The 16461-nt window shown below is 35.1% G+C and carries 12 protein-coding genes and 2 riboswitches; of the genes, 7 read left to right on the top strand and 5 right to left on the bottom strand.

Annotation, left to right across the window (positions count from 1 at the left end; genetic code table 11):
- Positions 1 to 38 precede the first annotated feature (38 nt).
- From ACTYBU_RS13840 to ACTYBU_RS13830, 3 genes are all read left to right on the top strand, one after another.
- A complete protein-coding gene (locus ACTYBU_RS13840; RefSeq protein WP_445490625.1) occupies positions 39 to 1511 on the top strand; it encodes a glycoside hydrolase family 68 protein in 1473 nt (490 codons plus the stop codon).
- Positions 1512 to 1714: 203 nt separating this feature from the next.
- Entirely contained in the window at positions 1715 to 3229 is a 1515-nt protein-coding gene (locus ACTYBU_RS13835; RefSeq protein WP_445490623.1) for a glycoside hydrolase family 32 protein, read from the top strand.
- 98 nt (positions 3230 to 3327) lie between these two features.
- Positions 3328 to 4104 carry a divergent polysaccharide deacetylase family protein gene (locus ACTYBU_RS13830; protein WP_445490621.1) on the top strand — a complete coding sequence of 259 codons (777 nt, stop codon included), beginning with the start codon at positions 3328 to 3330 and terminating at the stop codon, positions 4102 to 4104.
- A 101-nt stretch (positions 4105 to 4205) separates the two neighbouring features.
- Here ACTYBU_RS13830 and ACTYBU_RS13825 read toward each other — a convergent pair whose 3' ends face one another.
- Positions 4206 to 5708: a mechanosensitive ion channel gene (locus ACTYBU_RS13825; RefSeq protein ID WP_445490867.1), complete on the bottom strand. Its 1503-nt coding sequence runs from the start codon at positions 5706 to 5708 to the stop codon at positions 4206 to 4208.
- A 157-nt stretch (positions 5709 to 5865) separates the two neighbouring features.
- Complete coding sequence (locus tag ACTYBU_RS13820; RefSeq protein ID WP_445490619.1) at positions 5866 to 6522, bottom strand: potassium channel family protein; 657 nt, start codon at positions 6520 to 6522, stop codon at positions 5866 to 5868.
- A gap of 442 nt (positions 6523 to 6964) precedes the next feature.
- Between ACTYBU_RS13820 and ACTYBU_RS13815 the strand changes: the two genes are divergently transcribed.
- On the top strand, positions 6965 to 7858 hold the full coding sequence (locus ACTYBU_RS13815; protein WP_445490617.1) for a diacylglycerol/lipid kinase family protein: 894 nt from the start codon (positions 6965 to 6967) through the stop codon (positions 7856 to 7858).
- 194 nt (positions 7859 to 8052) lie between these two features.
- Here ACTYBU_RS13815 and ACTYBU_RS13810 read toward each other — a convergent pair whose 3' ends face one another.
- The 3 genes from ACTYBU_RS13810 to mgtE form a co-directional block, all read right to left on the bottom strand.
- Positions 8053 to 8505 carry a Dps family protein gene (locus ACTYBU_RS13810; RefSeq protein ID WP_445490615.1) on the bottom strand — a complete coding sequence of 151 codons (453 nt, stop codon included), beginning with the start codon at positions 8503 to 8505 and terminating at the stop codon, positions 8053 to 8055.
- An 835-nt stretch (positions 8506 to 9340) separates the two neighbouring features.
- Entirely contained in the window at positions 9341 to 10510 is a 1170-nt protein-coding gene (locus ACTYBU_RS13805; RefSeq protein ID WP_445490613.1) for an FtsW/RodA/SpoVE family cell cycle protein, read from the bottom strand.
- Between the two features lie 480 nt (positions 10511 to 10990).
- Positions 10991 to 12349, bottom strand: a complete 1359-nt coding sequence (gene mgtE, locus ACTYBU_RS13800) for a magnesium transporter (RefSeq protein WP_445490611.1) — start codon at positions 12347 to 12349, stop codon at positions 10991 to 10993.
- Positions 12350 to 12531: 182 nt separating this feature from the next.
- A riboswitch (purine riboswitch) is annotated at positions 12532 to 12631 on the top strand.
- A gap of 62 nt (positions 12632 to 12693) precedes the next feature.
- Here mgtE and ACTYBU_RS13795 point away from each other — a divergent pair.
- The 3 genes from ACTYBU_RS13795 to sfsA all read left to right on the top strand — a co-directional run bounded on the left by ACTYBU_RS13795 (position 12694) and on the right by sfsA (position 15995).
- Entirely contained in the window at positions 12694 to 14025 is a 1332-nt protein-coding gene (locus tag ACTYBU_RS13795; RefSeq protein ID WP_445490609.1) for a 5'-deoxyadenosine deaminase, read from the top strand.
- A 446-nt stretch (positions 14026 to 14471) separates the two neighbouring features.
- Complete coding sequence (locus tag ACTYBU_RS13790) at positions 14472 to 15248, top strand: hypothetical protein (RefSeq protein WP_445490607.1); 777 nt, start codon at positions 14472 to 14474, stop codon at positions 15246 to 15248.
- Positions 15249 to 15263: 15 nt separating this feature from the next.
- Complete coding sequence (gene sfsA / locus ACTYBU_RS13785; RefSeq protein WP_445490605.1) at positions 15264 to 15995, top strand: DNA/RNA nuclease SfsA; 732 nt, start codon at positions 15264 to 15266, stop codon at positions 15993 to 15995.
- Positions 15996 to 16177: 182 nt separating this feature from the next.
- Positions 16178 to 16359, top strand: a riboswitch (cobalamin riboswitch).
- The last annotated feature ends 102 nt before the right edge of the window (positions 16360 to 16461 follow it).

Here is a 16461-nt window from a genome sequence, read left to right as displayed (position 1 = left end):
ATAGGAATACTACAAAGAATGTGAGAGGGGAAACTCGAATGAAATTAGGCAGAGTCCTGAAAAGAGCAACTGCATTATCCTTTACAACTGCTTTACTTGTAGGAGGAGGAACAGCAACTTTTGCAGAAGGAATAGATAGCAATAGCTATTATAATGACTATGGGGTTTCTCATATGACACGTTTGGACATGTATGAAATGTCTAAGCAGCAAACTAATGATCGTTATACAGTACCACAATTTGATGCAGCAGCGACAAAAAATATACCAGCTGCAAAAGGGTTTGATAAACAAGGGAATCCAATCGATTTAGACGTTTGGGATACTTGGCCTTTGCAAAATGCTGATGGTACAGTAGCAGAATATAATGGATACCATATTCTTTTCGGTTTAGCTGGAAATCCTAAAGATGGCGGCGACACATTTATTTATATGTTCTATCAAAAAGTAGGAGAAACATCTATTGATAGCTGGAAAAATGCTGGACGTGTATTTAAAGACAGTGATAAATTTGTTCCGAACGATCCGCTTTTAAAATATCAACAAGAAGAGTGGTCAGGTTCTGCGACATTAACTTCTGATGGAAAAGTTCGTTTATTCTATACGAATCGTGAAGGCGTAATTCCTGAAGAAAATCATTTCGGTAAACAAACTTTAACTACTGCACAAGTAAATGTTTCCGAGCCGGATAGCAATACGCTAAAAATAGATGGAGTGGAAGATTTTAAATCGATCTATGATGGTGGAGACGGTAAAACATATCAAAACGTTACACAAGCTTTCGGTGGGGGAATGAATGCAGATAACCATACGTTAAGAGATCCTCACTATGTAGAAGATAATGGCCGCAAGTATTTGGTATTTGAAGCAAATACTGGAACAGACTACGGTTATCAAGGAGCAGATCAATTATTTAACCGCGCTTATTATGGTGGAAATAAATTATTCTATAAATATGAAAATGATAAGCTGTTGAATAGTCCGAAAAAAGACTTAGCGGAGTTGGCTAACGGAGCATTGGGTATCATTGAATTAAACGATGATTATACGATGAAAAAAGAAATGAAGCCGCTTCTTACAGCTAATACAGTTACAGATGAAATAGAGAGAGCGAACGCATTTAAAATGAACGGAAAATGGTATTTATTTACAAGTACAAGAGGATCTAAAGTTGCTGTAGATGCCCAGAATGACAAGGATATTTATATGTTGGGTTACGTGTCTGATTCCTTAACAGGACCATATAAACCTTTAAATGGAACAGGACTTGTTTTACATCATGACCTAGATCCTTATGATGTTACATTCAACTATGCACATTTTGTAACACCAAGTAAAAAAGGCAATGAAGTAGTAGTAACTGGCTATATGACGAACAGAGGCTATTTTGAAGATCGTCATACTACATTTGCTCCGAGTTTCTTAATGAAACTTAATGGTTCTAAAACGTCTGTTGTGAAAGACAGTATTTTAGAACAAGGACAATTGACGGTGGAAAAAGAGAAAAAATAAGGCTGATAAAAGGCTAGGGATTTAACTCGAAAAAACGGAGATAAGAAGAAAATGCCGATAAATGAATATCGGCATTTTCCTTTCTAAGATATATATGTTATAAAAGGAAGGGGAAATGAACGGTTAAAAACAAGGAGGTTTTATTTCTGAAGAAAGAAAAGTCTAAACAAAAAAAGATATATTGGTTTATTTTTTCGTTTATCATGTTATTGGTGCTTGCAGTAGCTTGTTATGTAGCGAACGAAAAAGATTCTAAGCAAGAGGAAAAAAGCACGGACCCAAAAGATCCAAAACCTTCCTATCGAGCTGCCTATCACCTCAATTCTCCTGATAAATGGAAAAATGATCCTCAAAAACCTATCTATATGGATGGGAAATTTCACTACTATTATCTATATAATAAAGATTACCCTGATGGAAATGGAACAGAATGGCGTCATGTAACATCCACGGATTTGGTTCATTGGAAGGATGAGGGGATTGCCATCCCAAAATATACAAATAAAAATGGTGATCCTTGGACAGGTTCAGTTGTTATCGATGAAAATAACACGGCAGGATTTGGAAAAGGGGCGCTTGTCGCCATTGTTACGCAGCCATCAGCAGATGGAGGGAAGCAAGAACAATATCTTTGGTACAGTCAGGATAGAGGGAAATCTTTCACTTCTTATAGTGAGAAGCCAGTAATGTCTAATCCGGGACAAAAGGACTTCCGAGATCCAAAAATTATTTGGGACAAGCAATCGAATAGATGGATCACATTAATGGCAGAAGGAGCAAAGATAGGTTTTTATGAGTCAAGTAATTTAAAGGATTGGACATATATTGGACAGTTTGAAACGCATAATATTGGAATAGTGGAATGTCCTGATCTTTTTCCAATACAAGCAAATGACGGGACAACGAAATGGGTGTTAGGTGCAAGTGCTAATGGAAAGGCTTATGGCAAACCCAATACCTATGCTTATTGGATAGGGAATTTCGATGGAAATCAGTTTACTGCCGATAAATCTGAACCTCAATGGCTTGATTATGGATTTGATTGGTATGGTGCGGTTACATTTGATAATGGAAAAAGCAGTGATAAACGTTATGCTTTAGCATGGATGAACAATTGGGACTATGCAAATAATACTCCTACATTAAAAGAAAACTTTAATGGAACCGATTCTATCGTTCGAGAAATAACGCTGCAAAAACAAAGCAATAATGAATATAGCTTATTATCTCAGCCTGTCCAAACGCTGAATAATATCGTTCAAACAACAGAGACGTTTAACGATATAAAGGTAGATAGTACAAAGACATTAAAGGCAGAAGGAGACAGCTATGTAATGGAAGCAGATATAAGCTGGTCTGATCTTGCTAATGTTGGCGTAAGGCTGCGTGAATCGGATGATAAGACAAGACATATTGATGTCGGAGTTAAGGCAGATGAAGGATACACGTATGTAAACAGAGGGAATACGGGACAGCCAGATGAAAGCAGACGCTTATTGGAGTCGAAAGCACCTTTTGATAATGCGAAAAAGAATGTGCATTTAAAAATCTTTGTTGATAAAACAACAATAGAAGTATTTGTTGATGATGGAAAAGTCGTATATTCAAATGAAGTATTTCCTGAGCTGAATGATAAAGGAATCAGCTTATTTACAGAAGGCGGTACTGCTCATTTTAATAATGTAACGATCAAGCATCTTCAAACAAAAGGTAAATAATAGATATAGAAGAGCTTTTTTAAATAATAACCCCAATACTCTTTTTTATAGGATGAAGAAATTCAGAATAGAAATACTATAAAAAAGAGGGGGATATTATGTTAAAAAAGCTCATTTTTTCTTTCATTATATTAATTTTCTATGTGAATGCTGCCCATGCTGAGCAAACAGACCATAAGAATGTTTTGGCAATTGTAATCGATGATTTTGGAAATAATATGAAGGGGACAGAGGAGATGCTTAATTTGCCTGTTCCCATCACAGCAGCCATTATGCCGTTTTTGCCAACAAGCAAAGAGGATGCAATACGGGCACATAAAAAAGGCCATGAGGTTATTGTTCATCTTCCCTTAGAGCCGAAAAAAGGGAAAAAAAGCTGGCTGGGGCCTGGTGCCATTACAACCGATTTAAGTGATAGGGAAATAAGAGAAAGAGTGAAAAAAGCAATTGAAAGTATTCCATTCGCTGTTGGAATGAATCATCATATGGGGTCAAAAGCAACAGAAGATGAGAGGGTTATGCGCATTATATTGGATGAGTGCCAAAAACATAGTTTGTTTTATTTGGACAGTAAAACAACAGGCAAGAGTGTTGTCAAAGAATTAGCAGAGGAGCTGCATGTTCCTTATTTGGAAAATGATATGTTTTTTGATCATATTTACTCTAATCAACATATTGTAAAACAAGCCAATAAATTAGCGAATGAATTAGAGAAGCAGAAACAATTAATCGCAATTGGACATGTTGGGGTCACTGGGCCAACTGTCGTACATGTTTTAAAGGAATACATCCCAGTGTATCAGGAAGAAGCTACTATTGTCCCGCTGTCTAAGCTGATTAATGGATATGAATTATTAAACAAGGATTTGCCATAAAATAGAAATTTGCAACAGGGGAATACAGGCAGCTGCAATAAAACGACCAAGAGCATTTATCAATAAAATAATAAATGCTCTTGGTTTTATTCTTCTATATTTTATTCTTCTATATTTTTGTCATCTTTGTTTATTGTTGTGTTTTCCATAGCGTTGTCTAATTTTCTTAAATGCTTGGCTGCAAACTCTTTGCCTCCAAGACCAAAGGCTAAACCAAACGCTAATGCCAACCCGCCAAGAATTAGAATAAAGGCAGAATTAACAATGGAAGACGCGACACCTAGTTGGTCTAATGCCATAAACACAGAGACAGCAATAATGGCATATTTAGCAATGGAAGGCAATAAGCGGAAATGGTTGCCTTGTAATATGCTGCCTAACAATTTTTGAACTAAATAGCCTAGCCAAATTCCAACACCGATAATGACAATTGCAGCAATTACTTGTGGCAAGTAGGCAACTACAGCTGTTGATAGTGTTACCAAGAATTGTAAGTCGATTAGGTTTAAAGCTTGTACAGCCAATAAGAAAATGACTAAAATTTGGACAATTGATCCAATAATGTTGGAAATGCTTGCAGTAGGATTAATGCCCATTTTTTGTACATAGGAATCCAAGCCAAGATTCGCTAATAAGGATACAACCATATTCTTCAACCATTTTCCTAGCCATACACCAATTAAAATGAAGAAAATAGCGACAGCGATATTTGGAATCATTGTTAAAACATCATTTAGCATGCCAATAGCTGGAGCTGATATTCCTTCAATATCCAGTTTATCGAGTGCAGAAATTACAGTCGGTATCATAATAAAGATAAAAATAATATTTCCTATGATGGAGGATAAACTTGTATTTTCAAATAGCTTTGTTAAGCCCAAACGGTTAACGAAATTTTCTGTACCAATGCTTTGTAAAAAGCTCGTTACAATGGTTCGAACAATCTTAGCAACAAACCATCCAATAAAAACAATTAGTGCTGCTGCTAAAAGTTTAGGCAAAAATGCCAACATATTATGAAGCATGTTTGTAAATGGTTCAGAAACCCCTTGAAGATTTAAAGCACCTAATACTGCTGGCAAAAATAAGAGCAATACAAAATAAAAGACAATGTTAGCTACTCTGTCTATTAAATTTGGCTGTTGATCTTTGTGTTCAATCAGTTTCCACTTTTGCAGTTTTTCATGTGCATTTAACGTATTTCCTGTTTTTTTAATAAGATATTTTAAGCCGCTTGCTATTAGCCATGCAAACACTAGAATGATAGCAGCCTTTAATAAATTAGGCACAGCACCTAATATAGAAGAAAGCATGCTTACTAATGGAGAAGCAATAGAGGTTAAGCTTAAAATGTTAAAGAATAAGGTGAAAACAAAAACAAGCAAAATATAGTAGACTACTTTACTGATAATTTTTTCAGAAGAGTATTTTGTCGTGTTTTTATCTCGAAATAGTTTATTATCAAGATTTGTTTTCTTTAAACCTTTTAATACGATTTTTTCAATAACTTTCGCAATGATCCATCCAATTATTAAAACTAAAACTGCTAGTAATAAATCTGGTAGTCTATCTAAATAATAGTTCCACCCGTTCCAATAATTCATTCGATTCATACATGTCACTCCTTCATTTCACGTTGATTAATAACCATTTACCCAGTAAGTGTTTGTTTAAACGAGAAATGAATAAATTTCTTTAAAGAGAGTGACAGCTCAATTAATAAGAAAAAAGCGGTTTGATGCGCAGATAAAACAGGGTATTTTAAAGACCTTCTTCCTCAAATCGATATAAGTCTTCATTACTTCCAATAACAATTAATACGTCGCCTTTATGAATAACTTCTTCAGCAGCCGGCGATACAATTGTTTGCCCTTTTCTTTGAATGCCAATAATCGTACATCCATATTTAGCACGAACATTTACTTCCATGATAGATTTTTGATTTATTTTTTTAGAGGCAATCATTTCTACGATGCCATGTTCTTGAGACAATTCTATATAATCAATCATGTTTTCTGAGACAACATGATGGGCAATTCTTTTTGCCATATCTCTTTCAGGATGAATAACACGATCTGCACCAATTTTTTCTAAGACTCTTTTATGGTAGTTGTCAGAAGCTTTAACCCATACTTGGCTAATGCCTAACTCCTTTAAAATAAGGGTTGTTAAGATGCTTGATTCTACATCATCTCCAAAGGAAACAAAGGCATGATCCATGTTGCGGATTCCTAATTGACTAAACGCTGCTTCGTTCAGTGCATTCATTTGAACGCAATGTGTTGCTAATCCTTGATATTTTTCTACCTTTTCAAGGGATTGATCAATTGCTAAAACTTCTGCGCCTATTTCATGAAATTCTTCCACTAAGCTTCCGCCGAAATTGCCTAATCCTATCACAACAAATTGTTTATTCATTTCTACATCCTCCGTTTAAATTTTAATAGACTGTAGACAAAGCATTTTTACACAAACTTCAAGCTGGTGAAAATGTCTTATTTCTAGGGGTTTTTCGCTGCCAGGCATATCATTTATACATTCATTATAAAGTGAACCTTCCATCAGTGGGGGTTTTCTTTATCCCCCACTGATGGTTAGTTGAACTTATCGGACCTTTACGGGCCAGTTTCAACAATTTCTCTGGGGGTCTTACTGCCCGTTAAGTGTGGGATAAATGATATGCCTATATCAGTGTGTTTTTCCATAATATGAAGATATTGCAACCTTGCTGAAGCAGGCAAATTGTAAAGGAGAGGCTTGAAGTATCTATTAATGGGGAATAAAGGGAAGTAAGATTAACCAGGAATTATTTTTCTTTAGACGAATTGATAAGTATAAAAAAAGAAGGGAAAGTACAATAATGAGATATAAAAAAGTGTTATTTCTTTATAATGAAAATGCAGGAAAGGGTGATATATATAATTTACTAGGCATTTGCATGAGAATTTTAACCAAGCATATGGAGCAGATAAATTTGTGTAAAACGATAAGGCCGCTACATGCTATGGAATTGTGTAAAGAGTATGGAGAGAATGTAGATTTGGTGGTGGTATTAGGAGGGGATGGAACAGTCCATGAATGTATAAATGGACTATCGCAATTGGAAAAAAGACCTGTCTTGGCGATTTTGCCTGGAGGAACCTGCAATGACTTTACAAGAACTTTGGGAATAACTCAAAACATCGAAAGAGCTGCAGAAGAAATAATCCTTGGCAAAGAGTCGCCAGTGGATATTATACAAGCGAACGAGCACTATTTTTTAAATTTTTGGGGAATAGGGCTTATAGCAGAAACCTCCAATAATATTAAAGAAGAGGAAAAAAGCTTACTTGGAAAGGTAAGTTATTTTCTAAGTGCAGTAAGAACATTAAATAACATGGATAATATGAATATTATACTTGAAATAGACGGGAAGAATATAGAAGAAGAAGCGATAATGGTATTAATTGCAAATGGTAAATACATTGGAGGAAAATCAATACCCTTTCAAGCAATCGAATATAACGATGGATTTGTTGATGTTTTTATTGTTAAAAATACAAATCTTAACTTGCTGAAAGAAGTTATTGCTTTAAGAAAGGAAAGTGCAGACGAAGTAATGAATAAAGATATTCATTATTATCGAGGCAAAAGTATAAAAATTGATACTTCTGCTCCTGTTGATGTAGATATGGATGGAGAAGTGTATACACAAACACCAACTAAGATAAACGTTTTGCCGAACCATTTAAAAGTAATTAAGCCTGTTTTATAGAGAACAAAAGCGCAAGTGCCTTGATCATCGCCGTACAAACTGGCCGATTAACTACGCCACGGCCTTATGTCTTCATCGGCACTTGGTACATCCTGTACTTCGGAAGAAAACCCCCACTGATGGAAAGGTTCACATTATCATTTCCTAGACGATGAAAAAGTTGTCCCAAAAAAGCATTGGGACAACTTTGAAATTTATTCAGATAAGTATGCAGTTAACATCCAAACGTGTTTTTCGATTTTGCCGGACAATCCGATAGCGAGGTCATTTGTTACATTATCCTCTAATTTGTCAGCATGCTCAGCAAGAGCTTTTAATTGTGTATTAATATGGCTGAAATCTTCTACAAGTGATCTTACCATTTCTGTTGCAGATAGTGGTTCTGTGCTTTCTTTTAATGTAGAAGTTTCAATAAATTCTTTTAAAGTAGATATAGGGCTTCCGCCAATTGCAAGCAATCTTTCGGCAATTTCATCCACAGTGGCTGCTGCTTCATTGTATAATTCTTCGAAATTTCCATGTAATGTAAAGAAAGAAGTTCCTTTTACATACCAATGATGTTGATGCAATTTTGTATAAAGCACACTCCAGTTAGCAATTTGTACATTTAATTCTTTTTGTAATTCAACTTTTGTTTGTAATCCCATTATTATTAGCTCCCTTCAATTAACTTATAAGATAATTATAACAAGTTTTAAATTAAAATCAATACTTATTTATAATTATTTTAATTTAGTTTTTATTATAACTAAATTTTTTCCTTAATTTGAAAATAACATAAAAAGGCAATAATTGATAGATAATTCTGTATATTTCATAGAATAGTCATAATCAGCTGATATTCTCTTTTATATGCTATTATCAATGAATGATAAATAAACTCATTCATTGATAATAGTTCCCTTTTTTTTATAAATAAACGAAGCCACTTTTTAAAAGGCTCTTTTTCTATAGATTGTTGTTATTTAGCCCTCAGCCTGAATACACTTCGCTTTCCGCGGGGCGAGCCTTGAGCCGCTTCGTCGTTTCACTCCTGCTTTCTTCTCGCCTGTCTCGCTAATCTAAACAGTAGTCTATGTGTATTCAGGCTGCTCAGTATTTCTAAAAAGTTTTTCAACATGTTAAAAAGCAACAAACTTTTAGAAAACAGCCTTTTAATAAATCACATTCATCATGTTCATTATTTGTAATAAAGCTGCTTTCTATTTATATAATGGAAAGATTCACTTAAATTTCATCATTTTATTGCTCTTCATTTTATAAAAAGATTTTGTTAAAGAGATACAAATAAAAAAGGGGAGAAAAAGCGATGGTAGCCATTCTCACCTTTTTTGCTTTGTTGAGATCCGTTTTCCATTGTCCAGCTACAGACGCCATCGGCTCGAGGTCATAAGAAAGGCTAGCAGAGAAGCAAAGAGCACCTTCACTGCCAGCCTTTCTTATGCTTGTCGCCAATAACAAGGAAGGCGCCTTCCGCTTATCTTAATATGAAGAGGAGGAAAACATATAGGATTTATGGTGGTAACGGATGCTGAAAATTAAGCCCATCGCCAACATATTGGTCATAAGAGAACTACCTCCATAGCTAATAAAAGGAAGAGGAATTCCTGTTATCGGCAGAAGCTGAATAGTCATCCCTATATTTTCAAATACATGAAATGTGATCATGCTTATAATTCCGACACAAATATAGATGCTATATGTATCATTAGCTGTAAAAGCTGTACGTATTAAATGGTATATTAACAAAAGGTAAAGACAGATAACAATGCTGCCGCCAATAAAACCATATTCTTCACCAATAATAGTAAAGACAAAATCCGTATGCCGTTCAGGTATATTATATACATCAGTCTTGCCAATACCTTTTCCGTCTACTAATCCGGAGCCAATTGCACGCAATGATTTTACGAGCTGTAAGCCATCATCACCAGCCTTAAAAGGATCTAGCCAAGAATTAATCCGTTTAAATTGATAGTCGTCAATGTCTAAATATTTTTTTAAAAATTCTCTTTGATAAATAGCTAAATAAAGGACTGTGGAAGCAAAAGCGATAGTAGCTCCATATAAAGGAATGATTATTTTCCACGTTATTCCTGAAACTAATATCATTCCTACTAGGATCGCCATTAATACAAGTGTTGTCCCTAAGTCTTGTACTATTACTAAACCGATCGGAAAAGCAGCCGTTATTCCCATTTTACACAACAGAATAAAATCAGTTTTAACAGATGGATAAATGGTTTTTTCATGATGATCAAATATTACTTTTGATAATGCCAATATATAAAAAACTTTCATGTATTCGGAAGGCTGGACGCTGCCGACACCTTTAATAACATACCAGCTTTGTGCACCATTTCTTACGGGTGTGAAATCAGTGTCAGGCATCACAATAAGTCCTAGTAAAAGAAAAATTCCAATTCCATATAGTATCCACGTCATTTTTCGAAATTGCTCATTGTCAAAATAAATACATAAAGCTATTGCGGCAGAACCAACTACATACCAGAAAATTTGAGAGGTTAAAAACGTTTGTCCTTCTTTTTGTGCACTATAAATGGAAATGCAGCTTAATAAACAAAACAGCAGCAAAAGAAGACAAAGCGTCCAATCAAATTTATCTGAAAAACTATTATTTCTACTTTTCATACAAGTAAGCTCCTTATTGCAAAAAAATGAGGTGTTAGAATGCTCCTATATATAGACGACAGTTATTCTTTATTTGTTTCTATTTTTTTCTAACATGATGAGGCAGTATGTTCCTATCCCTCAAATAAAGGAAGAAAAAGTAGGGGTAACTGCCTGTATTCAGTAAAAAAACAATCCTACTATTTATCCCACTCTTAACGGGCAGTAAGACCCTCGCCTCAAGATGCCGAGAAATCGAGGAAGGTAGGCGGGGGATAACTGCAACTGCCCGTAAAGATCCGATAAGTGCAACTAACCATCAGTGGGGATGAGGAAAACCCCTACTGATGGAAGTTTACTTTATTGTAGCGCAAGATTATTAATTTTTAATGAAAGCCAAAAGTTTCAGTTTGTTAATAACGAGTAAGGAAAAAGTACATAAAGAGACTCCATGTACTATAATCATTAAAAATGAATATAGTACATGGAGCCCTAATTTAATCACATTAAATGTGTAAGAAAAATCTTTGCAATTCCAAAATAGATGAATAAAGAAAAGATATCATTTAATGTTGTAATTAAAGGTCCTGATGCAACAGCAGGGTCAATTTTTAATCGGTATAAAATTAGTGGAATAATAGTTCCGGAAAGTGTTCCTATAATAAGGGTGAAAAATAAAGAGCTTCCAACAACAAATCCAAGTATCGGATCTCCTTGCCAAATATAGGCGATTAGCGTAATGACTATTCCACATGTTAATCCAATAATTAAACCTACGGCAAATTCCCTAAGCAGCACACGGACGACGACTTTTTTTGTTATATCATTGGAAATTAATCCGCGAACCATAACGGCTAAAGATTGGGTTCCTGTATTCCCGGTCATTCCAGAGATCATCGGCATAAAAAAAGATAATGCTACTACTTTTCCTAAAATATCCGAATAACTGCTGATGATGCTTCCAGACACCACGCCAATAAACAGCAGCAAAATAAGCCAGGGCAATCTTCGGTATGCTGCCACAATTGCTTTTGTTTCAAAGTCAATCGATTTACCTGCAGCGGATAATTTTTGAATATCCTCATCTGCTTCTTTAATGACAACATCAATAATATCATCGACTGTGACAATTCCCATTAATATATTTTCTTCATTAACAACAGGAATAGCAAGAAAGTCATATTTTTGAATAGTCTGTGCTACTTCTTCCTGGTCTTGGTCAACAGAAACGCTGATAACTCTTTCGTACATAATATTTCGTATTTTCTCCTGCGGTTCGGCAATTAATAGATCTCGGTACGAAACTACACCTACAAGTGTACGTTTTTGATCAATAACATATAGGTAGCTTAAGGTTTCAGCAAAATCAGCAAATGATTTTAGCTTGTCAACAGCTTCTCTGATTGTATAGTAATCACGAATCCATACAAAACGGTTTGTCATAAGTCGGCCAGCCGTTTCATCTGGGTAGTTCATTAAATTTTGAACAATTAACGATTCTTCTTTTTTCATTCCGGAAAGTAGGAGTTTGATTTTTTCTGGAGATAGTTCATTCAACAAGGATGCAAGGTCATCGTTGTCCATTTGATCGAGTACTTTTCCGGTTTTTTCAATCCCAAGTTTATTTAATACGCCGAGCTGTTCTTCTTTATTTAATTCCTCAATCAGGTTTGCGAGCAAATCTATATTTAAAAAGAGCAAAAATCGGGTTCTATGTTTTTCGGGGAGGCTCTCATAAATTTGGGCAATATCGTATGGCTGCAGCTCATCAACGATAGAGTCAAACTCAGACTTTTTATTCTCTTTAAGTGTTTTAATGATGTGAAGTGTGATTTGATTTTCTGTCATGTTTTGAATCATACTTCTCACGCTCCCTTCAAACAGTTTATCTCTTGGTGTATACCCTGTTCTATTATATGAGATAACCAAGCAGAAGGAAATGGATAAATTTATGAATTAACTGGAGAGGAGGAAGAATTAAAAAGTTTGTTATATTTTCTGACATTTTAGTTGAAGCTTTATTAATTTCCTATAGAATAAAAGTATATTTTTTATAACAATTTCGTATATCCTTAAAAATTGGTTTAAGGGTCTCTACTTGGAAACCGTAAATTTCTAGCTACGAAAAAATGTGCAATATTTATGCATATTTTTTTGTAGCTTTTTTTGTGGTAACGATAAAACGACTAAGGGGATGAATTAGGATGTCAACTATTTTAATAAAAAATGCACAAATTGTCACAATGAATAAATCAGAGGAGATAATAATAGGCGATATACTTATTGAAAATAATATCATTAAAGAAATTGGGCAGGGTCTTAACGAAGCAAATGCGGAAAAAATCATTGATGCAGCTAACAGAACTGTTATTCCTGGTTTTATTCAAACGCATATTCATTTGTGTCAAACTTTGTTTCGTGGAAAGGCAGATGATTTAGAGCTAATGGATTGGCTGCGCAAAAGAATTTGGCCATTAGAGGCTGCACATGATGAAGAGTCCATTTATTATTCTGCGATGTTGGGAATAGGAGAGCTTCTGGAAAGCGGTACGACAACAATCGTGGATATGGAAACAGTTCATCATACAGAGCAGGCTTTTCGAGCAATTGCGGAAACTGGGATTCGTGCCGTTTCTGGAAAAGTAATGATGGATAAAGGAGACCAAGTCCCATTGCCTCTTCAGGAAAAAACAGCAGAATCCATTCAGCAAAGTGTGGATTTGTTAGAAAAATGGCATCAGTATGATAATGGAAGAATACAGTATGCCTTTTCGCCAAGATTTGTGGTTTCATGTACAGAAACATTATTAAGAGAGGTTAAAACCCTTTCAGATCACTACAATGTAAGAGTGCACACACATGCTTCTGAAAATTTGGGAGAAATCCAAATTGTTGAAGAAGAAACGGGCATGCGAAATGTGGTTTATTTGAATCATTTAGGTTTAGCAAACGATCGATTAATTTTGGCTCATTGCATTTGGCTGGATGAAGAAGAAAAAAGAATAATAAAGGAAAAAGGCGTTCATGTCAGCCATTGTCCTGGATCTAATTTAAAGCTAGCTTCCGGTATTGCAGAAACGCATTATTTACTTTGCGATCATGCTTCTGTTAGCCTAGGAGCGGACGGTGCGCCATGCAATAATAATTTAGATATGTTTAATGAAATGAGATTGGCTGCACTTATTCAAAAACCGATTCATGGACCAACTGCCATGGATGCAAGAACAGTATTCCGGATGGCAACTATAGGCGGGGCGAAAGCAGTTGGCATGGAAAAGGAAATAGGCAGTATTGAAGTAGGCAAAAAAGCAGATTTAGCTATATTAAATCTTAATAGCTTTCATACCTTCCCTTCGTACGATGTAGACCCTATTTCAAGAATTGTCTACTCAGCAACTCGTGCCGATGTGGAAACAACCATTATTGATGGGAAAATTTTGATGGAAAATAAAATTATGAAAACGGTAGATAAAGAACTTGTATTAAAAGAATCGAATATAAGCATTAAAAGATTGTTAAAACGAACAAATATTTAATAAAAATCCACGAAATACCTAGCTGCAAATAAAAAAGAACAAAACTGTGTAAGATAAATGAGTAGATAAAGTGAAACTTCCATCAGTGGGGGATGAGGAAAAACCCCTACTGATGGAAGTTTACTTTTTTGTTCTTGTCACCCAATTAATATTTTTTTGAAACAAACTTTTAATAAGATATTTTCCCTTCTTTTTGATAAACTAAAGTGAATGAAAAATGTCTTTCTTTTCATTTTTTGCTTGTTTAGATGATACTTCAAAAAATAACCAGGGCAAGCTCCCTTGATCCTCCTGTTTTTTGAAGCATCGTCTCCTTTTTAGTGATGCTAAAAAGCGTGTAAAATCTTTTGATTGATACGAATAAGTCTAAAAATTAAGCCTTTTAAGGCAGGAGAGAAGAGAGATTTTATTAATCTTTTTTTGCTATAAGGGTTGGGGGGTACTTTATGAAAAAAAGCAATCATGGTATTCGAGATGTTATCTATATTCATTTACATGAAAAGGAACGGTTTGTTCTTTCTTATGGCATTGAATTTAGTGAGTTTTTTCAAATTTTAGGGGAATCGATTCCTTCGATATTATTATTAAAGCATAAGTTTGAAGAGGGAGAATTTCACTCTCATACGATGCTTGAATATGTGCCAAAGCCTAAACTTGCAAAGCTGGTAAAAGAGGATGTATACGGTTATGGTGATTTTGCATGGATAGATTTTGAAGAAACGGAAGCGTTGGATATTTTAGAAGGGCAGACAATTGCGGAGCTTCTCTATCTTGGCCATATAAAAGATCATTTAAAAGCACCATTTTACCAGCAGTTAGACAATCAGTTTGTTTATTTGGCTCATGATGATGGCTGGTTTAATAAAACCTATTATAAAAATTTGGATAAGTTTTATCATTTAGTTTGCGAAGTGATCGCAAGCAAGCTGTCTCAATTGAAATTGGAGAAAGCGTTATTGGGACTAAAGAAAAAAAGGACGTATCCGCCAATAACGAATCAGATTATGGCCGTATTGAAGGACTATATGAAGGAAGGGATGGTTCTTTCTATACAGAAAACCGTTCAAAATCGCTTTCGGCTTGAAATTCCAATTTGGGTAATTGGAGATTTTTCCAACATGGACAGCATGTATGAAGAATACGAAAAAAAGAGCAGACAAACAAGTGATGCGAAGCTTATATTTGATAAGAAAACAAAAGAATGGCAAGTCAATATTTTATAATAAGGTGAAATTAAAATGGAAAAAAATGTTTCTGTAGTGTTTCCCAACGCTTTAAAGAGGATGAAATATATTAGCAGGCCGAATCGGTTTATTTTGCATTGTTATTTAGAAGCTACAGATTCTGAGGAAATAGTGCATTTAGCCGATCCTGGGAGATTAAAGGAGTTATTGATCGAAGGCGTTGGTGTTTATGTACTGCCAAGCACAAATCCAAATCGTAAAACAAAGTGGACTGCAGTGCTGGTGGAGGCAAATGAAGGAGGATTCGTTTCTATCAATACAACATATCCAAATATGCTTGTAGATAAAATGGTAAAGGAATCTATTATCCCAGAGCTGCAAGGTTATAAATGGATCAAATCGGAATATGCTTATGGAAGTTCTCGCTGGGATTTTTTATTGGAGCATGAAAATGGAACACCTTTGCTTCTAGAAGTTAAAAGTGTGACATTGGCAGATAATCATATTGGTATGTTTCCAGATGCAGTTACTGCAAGAGGGACAAAACATGTAAAAGAAATAACCAAAATTGCCCAAGAGGAAAATATGCATACAGCCATTCTATTTATTGCGCAGCGTGAGGGTATAAAAAGGATAACAACTGCACCACATATTGACAGAAGGTTTGCAGAGGCTTTAGTAGAAGCGGAAAAGGCAGGCGTAATGCTGATTGGGTACAATTGTAAACTTTCAACAACAGGGATTGCTTTAAATAAGGCAATTCCTGTTACTGCAAAAAACATTTAGTCTAAATAGTCAAATTTCGAGCTTTATAGTGTATAATCTATTTGATGAAAAATGAAATAGATAGAATTTGGTGTTTTTCTAAGAAGATGTTTCGATTTCAGGATGTAGACTTCATATACCAGCAGATGTTTTCAGCTATTAACCTCTCCGTTAATGAGTAATGAGTATTTTAGTTAAATGTAATAGACAGCCTGAAAATACATTCTTCTTCGAGAAGCTTAAAAGGGAAGTTGGTGAAAGTCCAACACGGTCCCGCCACTGTAAATGATTGTGAACTGATGATAACCACTGTACATTTTAGTATGGGAAGGTTCAGGGAGCAGAAATCATAAGTCAGGAGACCTGCCATTTTCTATACACCCGAATAAAAACCTACGAGGATAGGGCGGTGTGGAGCGAGCTTTGAATGAATTTAAAGTCATCCCAACATCTCTATTTGTTTGTAGAGGTGTTTTTTATTTTTCAA

The sequence above is a fragment of the Niallia sp. 03133 genome, assembly GCF_052663225.1.
Note: the sequence above shows the minus strand (reverse complement) of the source record. Positions and strands in the feature narration are given on the sequence as shown.